The sequence below is a fragment of the Streptomyces sp. NPDC058985 genome (assembly GCF_042740985.1).
Classification (GTDB): Bacteria; Actinomycetota; Actinomycetes; order Streptomycetales; family Streptomycetaceae; genus Streptomyces.
Genome location: NZ_JBHYJX010000003.1, coordinates 1 through 18,778 on the forward strand (window position 1 = coordinate 1; position 18,778 = coordinate 18,778).

An 18,778-nucleotide genomic window follows, 5' to 3' on the forward strand; every position below is an offset into this window, starting at 1 on the left:
CACCCCTCACCACCGTCCGCCAACCCATCGAAGCCATGGGACGCGCCGCCGTCGACCTCCTCTGCGCCCAGATCCAAGGCACCGAAGTCCCGCACAGGGAGCTGCTGTTCGAACCGGAACTCGTGGTTCGGGGCTCCACCGCGCAGGTGGGGGCCCGGTAGCGGATCCTCAAGTTCTTCGGTCGACTGTCAAGCAATTACGAAATCAGCGCGAGATATTGCGTTCACTTGTTCGCGGTGGTTGAGTGAGCGGCGCCCCACAACGCATCGGCGGTGGGGCGCCTTCCACGTTCATGCCCGAAGGGGACCACCCATGAGAAGTGCTCGGTTCCGCCGTACTCGCCGTGCCGGCGCCATCACGCTCGTCTCCGCTCTCACCCTGACCGCTCTGGCCGCCTGCGGCACGAGCAGCAGTGACGACGGCGGCGGTTCCGAAAGCGGCAGCGGGTCCTCCGACCCGGCTGCTCCGCTGGACCCGAAGACCAAGGTCACGATCACCATCGACTGCATGCCGCCGACGGCGAAGGCGGCCGAGCTGAAGGAGTGGAAGGAGGACGTCAAGGAGTTCAACAAGACCTACCCCAACGTCACCATCGAGGGCCGCTCCACCCCCGGCCAGTGCCTGGAGCCGCCGCGCTTCACCGCGATGCTCAAGGCCAAGTCGCAGCCCGACGTCTTCTACACCTACTTCACCGACCTGCCGCAGGTGCTGGACAACGACGGCGCCGAGGACATCACGGCGTACGTCAACGACAAGACCGTCCCCGCCCTCAAGGACATCGACCCGAACGTCCTGGGCTCGCTCAAGCACGAGAACAAGCTCTACGGCCTGCCCACCAGCAACTACACGATGGGCCTGCTGATCAACCGCAAGCTCTTCGAGCAGGCCGGGCTCGACCCGGACAACCCGCCGCGCACCTGGGACGAGGTCCGCACCGCCGCCAAGAAGATCGCCGGTCTGGGCGACGGCATCGCCGGCTTCGGCGAGTACAGCGCGGGCAACACCGGTGGCTGGCACTTCACCGCCCAGATGTACAGCCGTGGCGCCCAGGTCGTCGACGAGAGCGGCAAGAAGGCGGCGTTCAACAACGAGACGGGCAAGCAGGTCGCCGAGAACCTCCACGCCATGCGGTGGGAGGACGAGAGCATGGGCAAGACCCAGCTGCTCAAGTGGGGCGACCTCCAGAAGCAGATCGCCACCGACAAGCTCGGCATGTTCCTCGCCGCGCCGGACGACATCACCTACATGGTCCAGCAACTCGGCGCGGACTACGAGAACTTCGGTATGGGCCCGATCCCGGGCGAGAAGAACACCCTGGCCGGCGGCAACAGCTACATGATCAAGAAGGGGATCTCCGCCGACAAGGTCAAGGCGGCCGTCGCCTGGCTGAACTTCGAGAACCTGACCGTTGGCAAGGGGCAGTTCGACTGGGCCCGCAAGAAGGCCGACAAGCTCCCGGTCGGCCTCCCGCAGCCCAACTTCTGGCTGAACGAGTCGAAGAAGAAGGACGACGCGGCCCGCATCGAGCACGCCACGATGCCGGTCGAGAACTTCAAGGCGTTCATGGACAACCCGGTGCCGGGCATGGCCGAGCCGCCGAAGGCGCAGGAGGTCTACAAGGTCCTGGACAACGTGATGTCCGGCATCCTCACCAACAAGGACGCCGACATCGACAAGCTGCTCTCCAGCGCGGAGAAGCAGGTCGACCAGGTTCTGGCCACGCAGTGACCGGCTCCCTCGGGGGGCGGGCCGCACCGCCCCCCGGGGCCCATGAGATCAGTCCCAAGGAGCGACGATGTCGGCCCCCAGCCTGACCCCGAGCAAGGCGGCGAGAGCCCGCCACGCCCAGCCGCCGGTGGACGGCCCGCCCCCGAGCGGCGGGTCCTTCGGCAGGAGCCTTAAGCGCAACCTCACCGCGCACGGCTTCCTGATCGGAGCGGTCCTCTGCTTCGCGTTCTTCTCCTGGTACCCGATGGTCCGGGAGTTCCTCCTCGCCTTCCAGAAGACGGACCAGGGCGAGGTCTCCTGGGTCGGCCTGGACAACCTGCGAACGGTCTTCAACGACCCGGCCTTCTGGCAGGCGTGGCGCAACACGCTGCTGTTCACCGTGCTGGCCCTGGTCCTCGGCTTCGCGGTGCCGTTCGTCGTCGCGCTCGTCATCAACGAACTCAGGCACGGCAAGGGGTACCTGCGGCTGCTGGTCTACCTGCCGGTGATGCTCCCGCCGGTCGCCGCGGTCCTGCTCTTCAAGTACCTGTACGACCCCGGTTACGGACTGCTCAACGAACTGCTCGGCTCCGTGGGGCTGCCCGAGCAGCAGTGGCTCCAGGACCCCGACCTCTCGATGCTGTCCGTGGTCATCGCGTCGACGTGGATGAACATGGGCGGCGCGGCGCTCATCTACCTCGCCGCGCTCCAGGGCATCCCGGGGGAGCTGTACGAGGCGGCGGAGCTGGACGGGGCCGGACTGCTGCGCAAGGTCTGGCACGTGACGATCCCGCAGACGCGGCTCATCCTCTCGCTGATGCTGCTGATGCAGATCATCGCGACCATGCAGGTCTTCGTGGAGCCCTTCCTGCTCACCGGCGGGGCCGGGCCCGAGGGCTCGACCACCACCGTCGTCTACCTCATCTACCAGTACGCCTTCAACTTCAACAACTACGGCGCCGCGGCGGCCCTCGGCCTGCTGCTCCTCGTACTGCTGGCCGGTTTCTCGGCGGCGTACGTGAAGCTCAACCGCGCCGAGGACGAGTAGGCCGGGGGAATCCACCGATGTCCACACGCACGCTCATCTCGCCGGCCCAGCTCGCCCGGCCCCGCGGCAAGGTCCTCTACTGGGTGTCGTTCGGCGGTGTGATCACGCTGTTCACCGTGGTCTTCCTGGGCCCCATGTACTGGATGGTCTCCAGCGGGTTCAAGGACACCCAGGAGGTCGTCCGGACCCCGCCGACGCTGGTCCCCGAGTCCTTCGAACCGGACAACTACACGCAGGCCTGGAACGTCATGGACCTGGCCGGCCTGCTGGGGAACACCCTGTACTACGCGTTCGGCGCGCTCGCCTTCCAGCTGGTGCTCGACGTGGCGGCGGCCTACTCGCTGTCCAAGCTCCGGCCGGTCTTCGGCAAGGCCATCCTCGGCATGATGCTGGCGACGCTGATGATCCCGGCGACCGTCCTGGTCGTGCCGCAGTACCTGACGGTGCTCGACGTGCCAGTCTTCGAGCGCAACCTGCTGAACACACCGTGGGCGATCTGGCTGCCCTCGGTGACCAACGCCTTCAACATCTTCCTGCTGAAGCGGTTCTTCGACTCGATCCCCAGGGAGCTGCTCGACGCCGCCTCGATGGACGGCGCCTCCCCGATGCGCACCCTGCGGTCGATCGTCCTGCCGATCTCGCGGCCGATCCTCGGCGTGGTGTCCATCTTCGCGATCGTGGGCGTCTGGAAGGACTTCCTCTGGCCCATGCTGACCCTGCCCGACCCGGCCAGGCAGACCTTGAACGTGGGGATCTACTCGCTGTCCAACGGTGTGCCCGTCAACGTGCTGATCGCCGCGCTGACCATGGCCTCGCTGCCCACGCTCATCATCTTCCTGATCTTCCAGCGCAACATCATGAGCGGACTCACCGCCGGAGGGCTCAAGGGCTGAGGCACCGCGCCCCGCCCTCCTCCTCTTCCGCCCGCCGGCTCGTCCCGTCAACCTTCGCCGCCGGCCCGTCCGACGCCCCGCACTGTCCGGGCCGGCGGCGAAGATCCACCCTGCCCGAAAGGACCGTCACGTGGCAGCCCCCACCTCGCACCGCACCGCAGACTGGTGGCGCGACGCCGTCATCTACCAGGTGTACCCCCGCAGTTTCGCCGACGGCGACGGCGACGGCACCGGTGACCTCGCGGGCGTCCGGGCGCGACTGCCCTACCTCGCCGAACTCGGGGTCGACGCCGTCTGGTTCACGCCCTGGTACGTCTCCCCGCTCGTCGACGGCGGCTACGACGTCGCCGACTACCGCACCATCGACCCGGCCTTCGGCACCCTCGGCGAGGCCGAGAAACTCATCGCCGAGGCACGGGAGATGGGCATCCGCACCATCGTCGACATCGTCCCCAACCACGTCTCCGACCAGCACGCCTGGTTCCGGGCGGCGCTGGCCGCCGGTCCGGGCAGCGCGGAGCGGGAGCGGTTCCACTTCCGGCCGGGCCGGGGCGAGAACGGTGAACTGCCGCCCAACGACTGGCCCTCCCAGTTCTCCGGCCGCACCTGGACCCGGGTGCCGGACGGCGAGTGGTACCTGCACCTGTTCACGCCGGAGCAGCCCGACCTCAACTGGGCCCATCCGGAGGTACGCCGGGAGCACGAGGAGATCCTGCGGTTCTGGTTCGAGCGCGGGGTGGCGGGTGTCCGCATCGACTCCGCCGCGCTGCTGGCCAAGGACCCCGCGCTGGCGGACTTCGTGGAGGGCGTCGACCCGCACCCGTACATCGACCAGGACGAGCTGCACGACATCTACCGCTCCTGGCGGACCGTCGCCGACGCGTACGGGGGCGTCTTCGTGGGCGAGGTGTGGCTGCCCGACGCCGAGCGCTTCGCGCGCTATCTGCGGCCCGACGAACTGCACACGGCCTTCAACTTCAACTTCCTGTCCTGCCCCTGGGACGCGGGGCGGCTGCGGCGCACCATCGACGACACGCTGGCCGAGCACGCTCCGGTCGGCGCCCCCGCCACCTGGGTGCTGTGCAATCACGACGTGACCCGGACGGTGACCCGGTACGGCCGCGAGGACACCGGTTTCGACTTCGCGAAGAAGGCGTTCGGGACGCCGACCGACCCGGCCCTCGGCACCCGGCGCGCCCGCGCGGCCGCCCTGCTCACGCTGGCCCTGCCGGGCTCCGTCTACGTGTACCAGGGGGAGGAACTGGGCCTGCCCGAGGCCGACGTCCCGCGCGGGAGCATCCAGGACCCGATGCACTTCCGCTCCGGGGGCACCGATCCGGGCCGGGACGGCTGCCGGGTGCCGCTGCCCTGGGCGGCCGACGCCCCGTACTGCGGTTTCGGCTCCGAGACCGAGCCCTGGCTGCCGCAGCCGGAGGGCTGGGCGCGGTACGCGGCGGACCGGCAGGCCGCCGATCCGGGGTCGATGCTGTCGCTCTACCGCGAGGCGCTGCGGCTGCGGCGCTCCACCGAGGGCTTCGGTGACGGTCCGCTGGACTGGCTGCCCGCCCCCGACGGGGTCCTCGCGTTCCGTCGCCCCGGCGGTCTGGTGTGCGTGGTCAATCTGTCGGCCGCGCCGGTCGAGCTGCCCGCGCACCGCTCCCTGCTGCTCGCCAGCCGGCCGCTGGCCGAGGACGGCCGGCTGCCCGCCGACACGGCGGTGTGGCTGCGCGGCTGAGCCGCCCCGGTCCGGTTCCCCGGTCGGCGCTCCCCCGCCGATCGGGACCTCGCCGTCGCCCCTCGCCCCGCGGCGAGGCAGAATCGGGGCAGGAGGCCGTGGGAGGAGGCGAGGCGTGCGGGAGCGACCGTGGCTGAGCGGGGTGCGCCGCCCCCCGAACCCCCTCGTGAGCGGGCACCGGGCGGCGCGGGGGGCGCTGCGGTCGATGACGGAGGCGCTGGGCGCGCGACGCCGGCTGGCCTGGCTGAACGCGGCGGACCTGAGCATCGGCACCACGCTCGACGTACGGCGGACGGCGGAGGAGCTGGCCGGCTTCACCGTGCCGGAGCTGGCCGACGGCGCCGCGGTGGACCTGCTGGACTCGGTACTGCGGTTCCAGGAGGGCGACCGGGTCTCCGGAGGGGACGCGCCGCGGCTCAGGGCCATGGCGGTGTCGGAGGTCGAGGGACTGGACCTCGCGCCCGATCCCGTGGGCGAGCTGTCGGTGCACACCGCCGACCGGCTGGGGCAGCGGTGCCTCACCACCCGCCGGCCGGTGCTGGTGACCCGCATGACACGGGCGGACTTCGCCGTGATCGCGCCCTCGCGCGAGTCGTCGGACATCATGCGCCGGGCGGGCGTCCACTCCTACCTGGCGGTGCCGCTGATCGCCCGCGGGGTGCTGCTGGGGCTCGCAGACTTCGTACGGGCCGGCCACCGGGCGCCGTTCAGCCGGACCGACGTGGCCCTGGCCATGGAGCTGGCGTCCAAGGCCGCCGTGTACATCGACAACGCCCGGCTCTACGGGCGCGAGCGCGAGCACGTGGTGACGCTGCAGCGGGCCCTGCTCCCCCGGTCGAGCCCGAGCACTCCCGGGCTCGACGTGACCTCGTGCTACGACCCGGCGACGGACCCGGCCGCGGTGGGCGGCGACTGGTTCGACGTGGTCGCGCTGCCCAGCGGACGTACCGCCCTGATGGTGGGCGATGTGATGGGACGTGGTCTGGCCGCCGCCGCGACCATGGGGCGGCTGCGCACGGTGGCCCGGACCCTGATGGCGCTGGACATAGCGCCCGAGCGGCTGCTGGCCCGCCTCGACCTGGCCGCCCGCGACCTGGAGGAGGACCAGGTCGCCACCTGTCTGTGCGCGGTGTACGACCCGTACGGCGGTACGTTCCGCGTCTCCAGCGCCGGTCACCCGCCGCCGCTGCTGACCGGGCCCGACGGTGTCTCCGCGTTCCTGGAGGTGCCCGCGGGGGCACCGCTGGGGGCGGGGGTGATCCCGTACGACGTGGTCGAGCGGCGGGTGCCCGAGCGGAGTCGGCTGACGCTGTTCACGGACGGGCTGGTCCGCTCGCGGACGGCCGATCTGGGCACGCAGTTGGAGCGGCTGCGCCTGGCGGTCGGCGAGGGCCTGCCCGCCGACGGCACCGAATGCCGGGCGGTCGCCGAGCGGATCGGCGGTGACCGGTCGGACGACGCGATCGTCCTGGCGGCCCTCGCCCTTCCGCTCGGTCCGGAGTGCGACGTGTACGTGCGCCCGCTGCCGCCGGACGGCAAGGCCGCCGGCCAGGCCCGTGCGGCGGTGCGCGAGCAGTTGGAGCGGTGGGGTCTGGAGGATCTGGTCGACACGACGGAGCTGGTGGTCAGCGAGTTGGTCGGCAACGCCCTGCGGTACGGGAACGCCCCGGGTGAGCTGCGGCTGCTGCGGCACGAGCGGCTGTCGGTGGAGGTCTCCGACTCCGGCCCCGACCTGCCGCAGATCCAGCACGCGGACGTGAGCGACGAGAGCGGGCGGGGTCTGCAGCTGATCAACATGCTGTGCCGGCGCTGGGGTTCGTGCCGCACCCCCGACGGCAAGGTGGTCTGGGCCGAGCAGGACCTGCCGGTGCGGGCCGGGGTGTCCGGCCCGCGGTAGGGCCTGCCGGACAGGCCCTGGCGGCTACGCGGCCTTGTCCATCGTCCGGCGGGCGAACTGGGTGCAGTGCAGCTGGGCGTAGCGGCCCTGGGCGGCCAGGAGTTCGTCGTGGGTGCCGCTCTCCACGATGCGGCCGGCCTCGACGACCAGGATCCGGTCGGCCGCGCGGACGGTGGACAGCCGGTGCGCGATCACCAGGGCGGTCCTGTCCGCCAGGGCTTCGGTGAGGGCCTCCTGGACGGCCGCCTCGGAGGTGTTGTCGAGGTGGGCGGTGGCCTCGTCGAGGATGACGACGCGCTGGCGGGCGAGGAGCAGCCGGGCGATGGTCATGCGCTGGCGTTCGCCGCCGGAGAGCCGGTAGCCGCGCTCGCCGACCACGGTGTCGAGGCCGTCGGGCAGGGAGCGGACGAGGTCGGTCAGGCGGGCGCGGCGCAGCGCGTCCCACAGTTCGGTGTCGCTCGCCCCGGGGCGGGCCAGCAGGAGGTTGGCGCGGACCGTGTCGTGGAAGAGGTGGCCGTCCTGGGTGACCATGCCGACGGTGTCGCGCAGCGACCGGGCGCTCACGTCGCGGACGTCGACGCCGCCGACGCGCACGGTGCCGCTGTCGGTGTCGTACAGGCGCGGCAGCAGTGCGGCGATGGTGGACTTGCCGGCGCCGGAGGAGCCGACGAGGGCGATGGTCTGTCCGGGTTCGGCGCGGAAGGAGAGGCCGTGCAGGACCTCTTCGCCGCCGCGGGTGTCCAGGGAGGCGACCTCTTCCAGGGAGGCGAGGGAGACTTTGTCGGCGGCCGGGTAGCCGAAGCGGACGTCGTCGAACTCGACGGCGACCGGGCCGTCGGGGACCGGGCGGGCGTCGGTCTTCTCGTCGATGAGCGGGGTCAGGTCCAGCACCTCGAAGACCCGCTCGAAGCTGACGAGGGCGCTCATGACCTCCACGCGGGCCCCGGCGAGCGCGGTGAGCGGCGCGTAAAGACGGGTGAGCAGCAGGGCCAGGGCGACGACGGCGCCGGGGTCCAGGCTGCCGCGCAGGGCGAGGAAGCCACCGAGGCCGTAGACGAGGGCGAGGGCCAGGGCGGAGACGAGGGTGAGCGCGGTGATGAAGGCCGCCTGGGCGGTGGCGGTGCGCACGCCGATGTCGGCGACGCGGCGGGCCCGGTCGGCGAATTCGGCGGACTCGTCCTCGGGGCGGCCGAAGAGTTTGATCAGGGTGGCGCCGGGTGCCGAGAACCGCTCGGTCATCCGGGTGCCCATCGCGGCGTTGAGGGCGGCTGCCTCGCGCTGCATGCGGGCCATGCGGCGGCCCATCCGCCGGGCGGGGAGCACGAACACCGGGAGCAGCGCGAGGGCGAGCAGGGTGATCTGCCAGGACAGGGTGAGCATCACGGCGAGGGTGAGCACGAGGGTGACGAGGTTGCTGACGACGCCGGACAGCGTGTTGCTGAAGGCGCGCTGGGCGCCGATGACGTCGTTGTTGAGCCGGGAGACCAGCGCGCCCGTACGAGTACGTGTGAAGAACGCGACCGGCATGCGCTGCACATGATCGAACACGGCCGTGCGCAGATCGAGGATGAGCCCCTCCCCCAGCGTCGCCGAGATCCTGCGGGAGAGGATGCCGAGCACCGCCTCGGCGACCGCGATGAGGGCGATGAGCAGGGCGAGGCGGACGACCCTGCCCTCGTCGCCGCCCGACACGATCGCGTTCACGACGCGTCCGGCCAGGACGGGGGTGGCGACGGCGAGGAGTGCGGTCACCACCCCGAGGAGCACGAACCGGACGATGCGGGTGCGGTGCGGGCGGGCGAAGGCGCCGATGCGGCGCAGCGTGGCGCGGGCGAGGGGACGGCTCTCCTGCTCGGCGTTCATGACGCTCTGCAGTTGGGTCCAGGCTGTGGTCTCCATGCTCATGCGAAGGACGGTAGAACCTCAAGCGACCTTGAGGTCAAGGCGGTGCCGCCCGCGGTCCGTAAGCCGTCGTCCGCGCGTCGGTCATCCGTAGTTGGCGCGGCTGGGGGAATGTCTTGTGGTGTGACGACAGCGGTACGACTTCCACGCCTCCCCCGTCTCCCCGAGAAGCCGCTCCTGCGCCGGGTGCCGGTCCGCCGGATCCTGTGCGTGCTTCCGTTGCTGCTGGTCACCGTGGTCGCGGTGCGGCACCGGTCGGTGCTCGCCGAGGGCTTCGGTCATCTCGCCACGGCCCGCTGGCCGTGGCTGCTGGCGGCGGCCGGTGCGACCTGTCTGACCTGGGTGGCCGCCGCCTGCACCCGGCAGGGCGCGGTGGTGGAACGGCTGCCCCGACGCCGGTTGCTGGCCGCGCAGTTCGCGGCGGGCGCGGCCAACCACCTGCTGCCGACAGGCCTGGGCGCGAGCGCGGTCAACCTGCGGTTCATGGCGGTGTGCGGGCTGCCGCTGGCGCGGTCCTCGGCGGCTCTCGCCCTGTATCTGCTGGCGGAGAGCGTGGGCCGGCTCGTCCTGCTGGGCGTGCTGTTCCTCCTGTTCCCCGGCGCGCTGCGGCTCGGCACGCTGCTGCCCGAGGGGGCGGTGGGGCCGCTGCTGGCGGTCGCGGGTGCGGTGCCGGTGGTGGCGGCGGGGGTGCTCGTGCTGGTGCCGCGGCTGCGCGGGGCGGTGGTCTCGTTCCTGCGGACGGCGCTCGGTGAGGCCCGCTCGGTGCACTGTCTCCCGGCGCGGGCGGTGGCGCTGTGGGGCGGCGCGCTCGCGTTCCCCGCGCTGCAGGCGTCCGCGCTGGTCCTGGTGGGCCTGTCGCTGGGGCTGCCGGTGCCGGTCGGGCACATGGCGTTGGCGTATCTGGCGGCGACCGTCGCGGTGGCGCTGGTGCCGACGCCGGGCGGTATCGGCTCGGTCGAGGCCGCGCTGGTCGTGGCGCTGGTGGCGGCGGGCGGTCCGGCGGCGGTGGCCACGGCGGTGGTGCTGGCGTTCCGGCTCCTGACGGTCTGGCTGCCGCTGCTGCCGGGGGCGTTGACGCTGGCCGCGCTGGTGCGGATGCGGGTGATCTGAGGGCTGCCGGACCGCCCCGGGCGGCCGGTCAGGCGACGGTGACGCGTACCGGTCCGCCGCCGGGGTCGACGCGGTGCGTCCAGCGGGCCGTCAGGGTCAGCGGGCGGTGCGGGACGGCGGTGGTGAGCGGGAGGCGGGCGCGGTGCAGCGGGCGGCCGTCCTGGGTGACGTACAGGACGGGGCGGGTCAGGGGGATCGCGGTGCGCAGGAGGTAGGGGAGGCGGTCGGCGGGGGTGACGCGGTTCGGGGTGACGCGGAGCAGGGGTGGTCCGGCGAGGAGGGGGACGGCGGCGGGCCGGTCGTCCGGCGCGGGTGTGCCGAGCCGGTGGTGTACGGCGGTCGCGGCGTGGGCGCCTTCTCGGGCCGCGGTGGCGGCGCTCTCGACGGCGTGCAGCACGCTGCCGGCGGCGAAGACACCGGGGCGGGTGGTCCGCAGGGCGCCGTCCACGGCGGGGCCGCCGGTGCCGGGGTCGAGGGTGAGCGCGCCGCGCCGGGCGAGTTCGTGCTCGGGGACGAAGTCGCCGGTGAACACGACGGTGTCGCAGCGGAGGGTGACCGTGCGGCCGTCGCGGTGGCGGACCCGCACGCCCGACAGGCGTCCGTGGCCGAGGAGTTCGGTGACCGTGGTGCCGGTGAGGACCGGAGTGCGGTGCCGCAGCCGGGTGTTCAGGGTCGTCGCGGGGCGGGCGGGGGCCCGGGGCAGCTCCGTGAGCAGTGCCACCACCTCGGCTCCGGCGGCGCGTACGGTGCCGGCAGCGGCGTGCGAGACGGCTTCCGCGCCGACGATCACCGCGCGGTCGCCGATGTGCTGCCCGTAGTGGTGCACGGCCCGCTGGAGTTCGCCGGTGGTGTACACGCCGGCGGGGCGGGTGCCGGGGACGAGGCGGGCGGCGCGCGGGCGTTCGCGGGCGCCGGTGGCGAGGAGCACGGCCCGGGCGGCGATGGTCTCTGCGCCCCCTGGTCCGACGGTGGCGAGGGTGCGGGGGCCCGCCCAGTCGAGGGCGGTGACGCCGGTCCGTACGTCCGCGCCCGCGCGGACCGCCGCGTCGGCGAGCAGCCGGGCGTGGGCGGGGCCGGTCCGCGTGTGCGGCCAGGTGCCGAAGCCGCGGTGCGCGCAGTGGGCCGGCGCTCCCCCGGGCCACCGTTCGCGCTCCAGGACCTCGACGCGCGCGCCGGTCGTCGCGAGCCGGGCCGCGGCCAAGAGTCCGGCGGGGCCCGCCCCCACCACCAGGACGTCGACCTCACGCGTCATCGCCGTACCTCCTCGAACAGTTCCCGGACCGCGGCCCCGCAGTAGAAGCCCTGGCAGCGGCCCGCCCGGGCGCGGGTGCGGCGGCGCAGTCCGTCGAGGCCGCGGGGCGGGATCGTACTGGCGAGCGCGTCGCGGATCTCGCCCCGGGAGACGCGCTCGCAGTGGCAGACGAGGACGCCGTACTCCGGGTCGGCGGCGACCAGGTCGGGCCGCTGGTGGGGGCGCGGGCGGGTCTCGCCGAGGGAGGGCATGCGGACCGGCGCCGGGGGGCGTCGCGGACCGAGGTCGAGTCCGGTTTCGACGAGGAGGCCGGTGACGTGCTCGGCGACGGCCAGGGAGGCGGTGAGGCCGGTGGAGCGGATGCCGCCGACGGTGACGCAGCCCTGGGCGGGGTGGGCGGTGATCCGGTAGTCGTCGTGCTCGGTCGCGGCGCGCAGGCCGGCGTAGACGGCGGTGACCTCCTCGTCCAGCAGCGCGGGGAGGATGCGGCGGCCCTGCTCGCGCAGTCGGCGCAGGCCCTCGGCGGTGGACTCGGTGGCGCCCTTGTCGTCGAGGTCCTCGGCGGTGGGCCCGAGCAGGACGTTGCCGTGCACGGTGGGGGCGACCAGGACGCCCTTGCCGAGCGCGGTGGGGACGGGCAGGAGGATGTGCCGGACGAGTGTGCGGGCGAACGTGTCGTGGACGATGAGCTGGCCCCGGCGCGGGGTGACGGTGAAGTCGTCGTGGCCGAGTTGCCGGTCGAGGGTGTCGGCGTGCAGTCCGGCGGCGTTGACGAGGCGGCGGGCGCGCACGGTGCCGCGCGGGGTGGTCAGGTGGTGGACGCCGTCGTGGTGTCCGGCGTGTGCGACGGGCGCCTCGAGGTGCAGGTGGACGCCGGCCCGGACCGACTGGGTGGCGTAGGCCAGGGTGGTCGTCCACGGGCAGATGACGCTCTCGCCGGGCACGTGCAGGGCGCCGAGCGCGCCGGGTCCGAGGTGGGGTTCGCGGGCGTAGAGGTCGGCGGGGCCGAGGACGCGGGTGTCGTGGTACTCGTTGCGCTCGGCCTTCTCGGCGAGGCGGGGCAGGGCGGCGAGCTGTTCCTCGTCCCAGGCGACGAGCAGCGCGCCCACGGGCTCGACGGGGATGCCGGACTCGGCGGCGTAAGCGGCGAGTTCACGGGAACCGGTGCGTACGAGCCGGGCCTCCAGGGAGCCGGGCACGGCGTCGAAGCCGGTGTGCAGGATGGCGGTGTTGGCCTTGGAGGTGCCCTGTCCGACGTCGTCGCGCGCCTCGACGAGCGCGACACGCAGCTCCGGATGGTGCGCGAGCCGACGCGCGATCGCGCACCCGACCACTCCGGCACCGACGATCACCACGTCGTACGGGTCCTCGGGCAGCGCGCCGGAGACGGTGACGGTCGTCATGCGGAACTCCGTCCGGTACGGGCGCCCGTCACGCGGAGTTCCCGGCGAACGTCAGGCCGACCGCGGTGACGCGGACGAGTCCGCAGGAGCTTCCCCGGCGCACCCCGCCCCCGGCACCCACCCCGATGCCCCTCATGCCGGCCCCCCGGCCAGCAGCACGTCGACCGCCCTGCGGAAACGCGCGCGGCGGGAGGCGGCCTCGTCGGCGGTGACGCGGGGCTCGTAGACGGTGGTCGGGCCGGTGGCGGGCAGTGCGGAGGCGAGCGTCAGGGCCGGGTCCGCGCCGAGGCGGGCCAGCGCTCCCACGCCGAGCGCGGTGGCGTCCGGCAGGGCGGACACCTCCACGGGCAGTTGCAGCAGGTCGGCCTGGGTCTGCATGAGGAGCGCCGAGCGGGTGAGTCCGCCGTCGACGCGCAGCACCTTCAGGGGGGTGCCGAGGTCGCCGGCGGCCGCGTCGGCCAGTTCGGCGACCTGCGCGGCGATGCCCTCGCACAGGGCGCGCACCAGGTGGCCGGGGGCGGTGTCCAGGCCGAGACCGGTGAGCGAGCCGCGCAGGTCGCCGCGCCACCAGGGGGCGGCGAGGCCGGCCAGCGCGGGGACGAAGGTGACGCCACCGCTGTCCGGCACGGTGGCGCCGACGGGGTCGAGGTCGGCGGCGCCGGTGATGACGCCGAGGCCGGTGAGCCAGCGCACGGCGGAGGCGGCCGTGTACACCTGTCCGTCCAGGCAGTACTCGGTGCGACCGCCCAGCCGCCAGGCGACGCAGCCGGCCAGGCCCGAGGCGCCCCGTCGGGGTGTGTCGCCGGTGTGGGCGAGGAGGAACGCGCCGGTGCCGTAGGTGCACTTGGCGGTTCCGGGCTCGGTGACGCGCTGGGCGAGCAGGGCCGCCTGCTGGTCGACGGCGAGTCCGGTGAGCGGGAGTTCGGGTCCGAAGGCGCTGGTCGTGCCGACCGGGGCGGCGTTGTCGACGACGTCCGGAAGCGGCTCGTCGGACAGGCCGTACAGCTCCAGGGCGCGGGGCGACCAGTCGGCGCGGTCGAGGTCGAGGAGCTGGGTGCGGGAGGCGGTCGCGGCGTCGGTGACGTGGGCGCCGGTGAGCCGGTGGATCAGCCAGCTGTCGGACGTGGAGATCCGGCCGTCCCGGGTGAGGTGGCGTCGGATCCAGGCCATTTTCGGCGCGGCGAAGTACGGGTCGAGCGGCAGGCCGGTCAGGCGGCGCAACTCGTCGGCCCGGGGTGAGAGTTCGGTGCAGATCGGTGCGGCCCTGCGGTCCTGCCAGACCAGGGCGCGGGTGAGCGGGCGGCCGGTGTCCGAGTCCCAGGCGAGTACGGTCTCGCCCTGGTTGGCCAGGCCCAGCGCGGTGACGGGCCGTCCCGCCTCGGCGAGGGCCTGATGGCCGGCGTCGACCACCGAGCCGTACAGCTCCTCCGGGTCCACCTCGACCAGGCCGCCCGGCAGGTGGCGGGGGCGGACCTCGGCGAAGCCGGTGCCGACGACGCCGCGTTCGGGGCAGATCACCAGAGCCTTGGTGCCGGACGTCCCCTGGTCGACGGCGAGCACCGCACCGGTCATCGCGTCCCTTCCCGCCTCCCCCGCCGACGGCCTCGGCGATCACTGCGGGCCAGCCTGCCGCCGGGCGCGGACCCGCGTCAAGAGTGACTGGTGAGGCGTCAATTCGCCCTGCTGAAAGTCGATTTGCACGGCTGTGCCGAAACCGATCAGAGGCGGAACCTCCGCCTCTATAGTGTCCGCCGACCGCACGACCGCTTCACCGCCGCCCAGGGGAGGGCTGTTTGTCACGCCACGCTGCCGTCCCGCCCGTACCGCTCCCGGCAGCGGGCGCATGATGGCCAGGGACGGGGCGCAGCCCGCCTACGACCCCGCGGGCCACGACACCGGGCTGCGCTCCGCCCTCCAGGAGCTGCGGGCCGGACGCTGGATGTCGATGCGCGCCCTGCTCGACGAGACCACGTCCTGGTCGCGGTGGACGCAGCGCACCCAGGTGCTGGCCGCGTCCGCCGCCGGTACCGACGTCGTGCGGGCCTGGCTCACCGAGGAGCCGCACAGTGTGCCGGCCGCGGTGATGCACGCCCGGGTCGTCGTGGAGCGCGCGCTGCGGGCGCACCGCGAGGACCACCCGCGCACGCGGGAACTGTGGCTCCAGGCCTGGCACGCCTGCGACGCGGCGACCCGTGCGGCGCCGTACGACCCGGTGCCGTGGGTGTGCCTGCTGGCGCTGGCCCGGCTGGACGAGGAGCAGCGCTGGGACGAGCACCGGATGGCACCGCCGGAGCCCATGCTGCCGGCGGGGCCGTGGGGGCTGCTCGCGCAGGCCGGCAAGCGGGACCCGTACAACCGCGAGGCGCACCACCGCATGCTCCAGTTCCTGTACCCGCGGGGCGGCTCCGAACGGCTCGCGCAGGCGGCGGGGTTCGCGCAGTGGGCGGCGGGGTCGGCGCCGCCCGGCTCCGCGCTGCACGTGCTGCCGCTGTACGTGCGGGTGGAGCGCTACCGGCGTTCGGCCGCGCGGGAGGCCGCCCTCGACCTGCACTGGGTCGCGGAGGACGCCACCCGGGAGGCGCGGCAGGCGTACCACTCCTGGTTCGCCCTCACCCCCCACGAGGAGCGGTCCCAGCTGGACATGAACCACCTGGCGCACGCCCTGTGGGGCGCCCTGCGGTTCTCGGAGGCGGACCGGGTGTTCGAGGCGCTCGGCCCCTACTGGACGCCGCAGCCCTGGGCCTGCCGGGCACCGGGGACGGGCTCCTCCCGGCGGGCGGTGGAGGTCTTCCTCCAGGCCCGGGCGCGCAGCCGCTCGGCCGCCCACGGCGGTGGCCGCCCATCCTGACCCCCCACACCCTTCCGTTCCGGAGGTTTCGTATGTCCCGCCCTTCCGAACCGTCCGTCCCGGGGCCGCGCGCCGCGTCCGGCGCCGCGACCGACGAGGAGCAGCGCCTGCGCGAACTCGGCTACCGGCCCGTGCTGGCCCGCCGCATGGGCGGCTTCGGCAACTTCGCGATCAGCTTCTCGGTGATCTCGATCCTGTCCGGCTGCATGACCCTGTACGGCTTCGGCATGGGCACCGGCGGCCCCGCCGTGATGCTGTGGGGCTGGGCGGGCGTCGGCCTGTTCGTGCTCTGCGTCGGGATGGCTCTGGCCGAGGTCACCAGCGCGTATCCGACGTCCGGCGCGCTGTACTACATGGCCGACCGGCTCGGCGGGCGCCGCTGGGGCTGGTACACGGGCTGGCTGAACCTGCTGGGGCTGCTCGGCGCGATCGCCGGTATCGACTACGGGGCGGCCCTGTTCACGGGTGCGTTCCTCAACCTCCAGTGGGGCTTCGAGCCGACGCCGGAGAAGACGATGCTGATCTTCGTCGTGATCCTGATGCTGCACGCCACCCTCAACCTCTTCGGCGTGCGGCTGGTCAGTGTCCTCAACTCGGTCAGCGTGTGGTGGCACCTGGCCGGTGTGGCGCTCATCGTCGGCGCGCTGGTGATCGTCCCCGACCACCACCAGTCGCCGTCCTTCGTCTTCACCGAGTTCGTCAACGACACCGGCTGGGAGAACCCGCTGTACGTGGCGGCGATCGGGCTGCTGCTGGCGCAGTACACGTTCTCCGGCTACGACGCCTCGGCCCATCTGTCCGAGGAGACGTCGAACGCCTCGGTGTCGGCGGCGCGCGGCATCGTGCGGGCCATCTGGGTGTCGTGGCTGGCGGGCTTCGTGCTGCTGGCCGGACTGACGTTCGCGATCCAGGACTACGCGGCCACGCGGAACACGGCGACCGGGGTGCCGCCCGCGCAGATCCTCCTGGACGCCCTGGGCACGGACGGCGCGAGCGTGCTGCTGCTCGTGGTGATCGTGGCGCAGCTGTTCTGCGGCAACGCCGAGGTGGCCGCCGCCAGCCGCATGGTGTTCGCGTTCAGCCGGGACGGCGCCCTGCCCGGCTCGGCCCTGTGGCGCAAGGTCTCCGCGCGCACCCAGACGCCGGTGGCCGCGGTGTGGCTGTCGGTGGTGGTGGCCGGTCTGCTGGCCGTGCCGTCCCTGTACTCGGCGACGGCGTACGGCGCGGTGACCGCGATCAACGTCATCGGCATCACTCCGGCGTACGCCATCCCGGTGCTGCTGCGGCTGCGGGCGGGCGACCGGTTCACGCCGGGGCCGTGGAACCTGGGCCGGTGGAGCAGGCCGGTGGGCTGGGTCGCGGTGGTGTGGGTGGCGTTCGTCACCGTGCTGTTCTGCCTCCCCCAGTCGTCGCCGGTGACGGTCGACACGATGAACTACGCGGCCGTCGCCCTGGTCGTCGTACTGGTTTTGGCCACGGTGTGGTGGTTCGTCGCCCGTCGGTCGTACGGCACTCCGACGACCGCGGCGTACGGCGACGACCGTGACCAGGCGGAACTCGCCGAGGGGATCGTCTGAAACGTCTCTCCGCTCCCCTGGGCGCGGTACGGAACACCGCCCGGGATACGGCAGGATGAGCCCCCGATGCCGGTCGAACTGCCTTGCGACCGGCGCGGGCGCACATCCCGGAACATCCCGGAATCCAGTAGCCATCGAGTGATCGAGCAGGTGACGACGTGACGCGAACTCACATCCGGCCGTCGGCGGGGAACTTCGCCGCGGCCGAGCCCCGTGGAGGTGGCCGGTGACCGGTGACCTGACCATGGACCACCTGGTGCCCGCGGGCATCGCGCTGGGGTCGGGCCTGCTGGGGGCGTTCCTGCTGCGGATGCTGCTGCGCTGGCTGGCCGGCCACGCGGGGCGCACCCGCTGGGGCGGCGACGACGTCATCGTGGCCGCGCTGCGCACGATGGCGCCGTGGGCGGCGGTCTCCGCCGGTGCGGCCGGCGCGGCGGCGGCGCTTCCGCTGACGAAGACAGTGCAGCACAATGTCAACCAGGTGCTGACGGTCCTGCTGATCTTCGTGGCGACGGTGACGGCGGCGCGGCTGGTCGCCGGTCTGGTGCGGTCGGTGACGACGTCCCGTTCCGGGGTGGCCGGGTCGGCCACGATCTTCGTCAACATCACCCGGATCCTGGTGCTGGCCATCGGCTTCCTGGTGATGCTGCAGACGCTGGGCATCTCCATCGCGCCGCTGCTCACCGCGCTGGGCGTGGGTGGTCTGGCGGTCGCGCTGGCCCTCCAGGACACGCTGGCCAACCTCTTCGCGGGTATTCACATCCTGGCCTCGAAGACCGTGCAGCCGGGTGACTACATCCAGCTCAGCAGCGGCGAGGAGGGGTACGTCGAGGACATCAACTGGCGCCAGACCACGGTCCGCGACCTGTCCAACAACCTGGTCGTGATCCCGAACGGGCAGCTCGCGCAGTCCAACATGACCAACTTCATGCGTCCCGAGCAGCGGCTGACCATCCTGGTCCAGGTCGGTGTCTCCTACGACAGTGACCTGGAACACGTGGAGCGGGTGACGATCGAGGTGGTCGCCGAGGTGATGGCGGAGATCACCGGCGCGGTGCCCGAACACGAGCCCGCGGTGCGTTTCCACACCTTCGGCGACTCGCGCATCGGCATGACGGTCATCCTCGGTGTCGGCGAGTTCAGCGACCAGTACCGGATCAAGCACGAGTTCATCAAGCGCCTGCACCGGCGCTACCGGACGGAGGGCATCCGCATCCCGTCGCCCGCCCGGACGGTCGCGCTCCAGCAGGGGGCCGTGGTGTTCCCGCAGCAGCGGACGAGAGAGCCCGACGACGCCCCGCACGCCGGATTCGTCCGGAATCTCCCGTCGAACCCCAGTCGAGTCGACGCCGAGCACGAGATATCTTGATGTCGAGCAATGTTGCAGACGTGGAGCGGAGCACCCG

Annotated in this window: 14 protein-coding genes; 10 read left to right on the forward strand and 4 right to left on the reverse strand. The window is 72.8% G+C overall.

The annotated features are described in order from the left end of the window. The 6 genes from ACFW01_RS03080 to ACFW01_RS03105 all read left to right on the forward strand — a co-directional run. The coding region (locus ACFW01_RS03080) for a substrate-binding domain-containing protein (RefSeq protein WP_361644561.1) at window positions 1-161 on the forward strand (161 nt) is incomplete at its 5' end. A 151-nt stretch (window positions 162-312) separates the two neighbouring features. Continuing rightward, window positions 313-1,728 carry an extracellular solute-binding protein gene (locus ACFW01_RS03085; RefSeq protein WP_384502241.1) on the forward strand — a complete coding sequence of 472 codons (1,416 nt, stop codon included), beginning with the start codon at window positions 313-315 and terminating at the stop codon, window positions 1,726-1,728. 67 nt (window positions 1,729-1,795) lie between these two features. Continuing rightward, on the forward strand, window positions 1,796-2,755 hold the full coding sequence (locus tag ACFW01_RS03090) for a carbohydrate ABC transporter permease (protein ID WP_384502242.1): 960 nt from the start codon (window positions 1,796-1,798) through the stop codon (window positions 2,753-2,755). Window positions 2,756-2,772: 17 nt separating this feature from the next. Next, entirely contained in the window at window positions 2,773-3,648 is an 876-nt protein-coding gene (locus ACFW01_RS03095; RefSeq protein WP_234960498.1) for a carbohydrate ABC transporter permease, read from the forward strand. Window positions 3,649-3,778: 130 nt separating this feature from the next. Beyond that, entirely contained in the window at window positions 3,779-5,383 is a 1,605-nt protein-coding gene (locus ACFW01_RS03100; RefSeq protein WP_234960496.1) for a glycoside hydrolase family 13 protein, read from the forward strand. A gap of 115 nt (window positions 5,384-5,498) precedes the next feature. Continuing rightward, window positions 5,499-7,280, forward strand: a complete 1,782-nt coding sequence (locus ACFW01_RS03105) for a SpoIIE family protein phosphatase (RefSeq protein WP_234960495.1) — start codon at window positions 5,499-5,501, stop codon at window positions 7,278-7,280. A gap of 24 nt (window positions 7,281-7,304) precedes the next feature. On the opposite strand, the gene ACFW01_RS03110 is transcribed toward ACFW01_RS03105, so the two are convergent. Next, a complete protein-coding gene (locus ACFW01_RS03110) occupies window positions 7,305-9,179 on the reverse strand; it encodes an ABC transporter ATP-binding protein (protein WP_384502340.1) in 1,875 nt (624 codons plus the stop codon). 213 nt (window positions 9,180-9,392) lie between these two features. Between ACFW01_RS03110 and ACFW01_RS03115 the strand changes: the two genes are divergently transcribed. Further along, complete coding sequence (locus tag ACFW01_RS03115; protein ID WP_384502341.1) at window positions 9,393-10,292, forward strand: lysylphosphatidylglycerol synthase domain-containing protein; 900 nt, start codon at window positions 9,393-9,395, stop codon at window positions 10,290-10,292. A 28-nt stretch (window positions 10,293-10,320) separates the two neighbouring features. On the opposite strand, the gene ACFW01_RS03120 is transcribed toward ACFW01_RS03115, so the two are convergent. The 3 genes from ACFW01_RS03120 to ACFW01_RS03130 all read right to left on the reverse strand — a co-directional run bounded on the left by ACFW01_RS03120 (window position 10,321) and on the right by ACFW01_RS03130 (window position 14,519). Beyond that, window positions 10,321-11,544, reverse strand: coding sequence for an NAD(P)/FAD-dependent oxidoreductase (locus tag ACFW01_RS03120; protein WP_384502243.1), 1,224 nt, complete (start codon window positions 11,542-11,544; stop codon window positions 10,321-10,323). Continuing rightward, window positions 11,541-12,947 carry an FAD-dependent oxidoreductase gene (locus ACFW01_RS03125; protein ID WP_384502244.1) on the reverse strand — a complete coding sequence of 469 codons (1,407 nt, stop codon included), beginning with the start codon at window positions 12,945-12,947 and terminating at the stop codon, window positions 11,541-11,543. Before ACFW01_RS03125 ends, ACFW01_RS03120 begins: the two co-directional genes overlap by 4 nt. Window positions 12,948-13,079: 132 nt before the next feature. Next, window positions 13,080-14,519, reverse strand: coding sequence for an FGGY family carbohydrate kinase (locus ACFW01_RS03130; RefSeq protein ID WP_384502245.1), 1,440 nt, complete (start codon window positions 14,517-14,519; stop codon window positions 13,080-13,082). A gap of 274 nt (window positions 14,520-14,793) precedes the next feature. On the opposite strand from ACFW01_RS03130, the gene ACFW01_RS03135 reads away from it, so the two are divergent. From ACFW01_RS03135 to ACFW01_RS03145, 3 genes are all read left to right on the forward strand, one after another. Then, complete coding sequence (locus ACFW01_RS03135) at window positions 14,794-15,795, forward strand: hypothetical protein (protein ID WP_384502342.1); 1,002 nt, start codon at window positions 14,794-14,796, stop codon at window positions 15,793-15,795. Between the two features lie 32 nt (window positions 15,796-15,827). After that, window positions 15,828-17,372 carry an amino acid permease gene (locus ACFW01_RS03140; RefSeq protein WP_384502246.1) on the forward strand — a complete coding sequence of 515 codons (1,545 nt, stop codon included), beginning with the start codon at window positions 15,828-15,830 and terminating at the stop codon, window positions 17,370-17,372. A 226-nt stretch (window positions 17,373-17,598) separates the two neighbouring features. Beyond that, window positions 17,599-18,741 carry a mechanosensitive ion channel family protein gene (locus tag ACFW01_RS03145; protein WP_234960487.1) on the forward strand — a complete coding sequence of 381 codons (1,143 nt, stop codon included), beginning with the start codon at window positions 17,599-17,601 and terminating at the stop codon, window positions 18,739-18,741. Window positions 18,742-18,778 lie beyond the last annotated feature (37 nt).